This is a genomic window from Bacillus sp. 05T31 (assembly GCF_056396725.1).
This window is the reverse complement of sequence record NZ_JBFTMA010001119.1, coordinates 1-864: the sequence shown is the minus strand read 5'-3', so window position 1 is coordinate 864 and position 864 is coordinate 1. Positions and strand designations below refer to the sequence as shown.

Sequence of the window (864 nt, the reverse complement as noted above, 5' to 3'; positions counted from 1 at the left end):
GTACAATACCGGGCTCATACCCTAGAGGCTGCCTAATGAAACGACCTGTCTAACTTTCGGGGGTCACTTCACTGAAAGCGACTTTTTAATAACCGTATTCCCAATCTATTTCATCTTCGTTCCAAAGTACGGAAGATACTTTGCCGAGATGGACAACGGATTCATTTACAGCACATGTACAGTCTTCGTCCCCTGCTTTATGTTGCAATTCTTCGTATACTGATTTTTCAACGTTTTCTAGCACAACCAAATTTTCTTCTTTTAAAACAAGCGTAGTACCCGCCATATTTATCTTCCTCCTACTAAAGTAATGATCACTTATTTGTAAACATAGATAGTATGGATTATATGCTGTATTTTGCGATAGTTGTCCGTCTAGTGAAGTGTTTTTTATTTTCTTTGTAATCCGTATTCATTGTATACTGCACGAAGGAAATTTGGTACAGGGTTTACAATCATTTCGGAAATTTGTAACATTTATTATTAGTTGTTAACAAATAATTAACAAAGATGTTAAGAAAAATCAAAATTTTAAAACAAATAGACTTATAAAATGATATAATCATATCAAAATACATATAGGGGATGAGAGGCTATGGAGCTGATTCGTGATTTAATGATCCAAATTGCCATCATTATTTTACCACTATTTTTATATGAAGCGATTCGTTTAAATCGTTATCAAGGAATGCTTCCGAAGCCTAATCGCTACTTTATTATGTTTTTATCTAGCGTTACACTCGTTCTCTCCATGACATACTCTATTTGTTTTGGTACCGTTTGCGGATACAATTTTCATCCAGTCCCAATTGTTAGTGGTTTTTTATATGGTGGGATTGTTGGGCTCATCCCTGCCATTATTTA

1 protein-coding gene and 1 pseudogene are annotated in these 864 nt (G+C 34.6%); one reads left to right on the top strand and one right to left on the bottom strand.

Translation table 11 applies throughout. The features are described from left to right. Positions 1-85: 85 nt before the first annotated feature. Positions 86-286 carry a hypothetical protein gene (locus AC1DJR_RS31760; RefSeq protein ID WP_000929276.1) on the bottom strand — a complete coding sequence of 67 codons (201 nt, stop codon included), beginning with the start codon at positions 284-286 and terminating at the stop codon, positions 86-88. Between the two features lie 309 nt (positions 287-595). Between AC1DJR_RS31760 and AC1DJR_RS31755 the strand changes: the two are divergent. Then, positions 596-864: pseudogene (locus AC1DJR_RS31755) on the top strand (sensor histidine kinase); the annotation flags it as partial.

Excerpts from the sequence above, each read along its gene's own strand:
- AC1DJR_RS31760 (WP_000929276.1), bottom strand. The coding sequence starts at position 286 with ATGGCGGGTACTACGCTTGTTTTAAAAGAAGAAAATTTGGTTGTGCTA.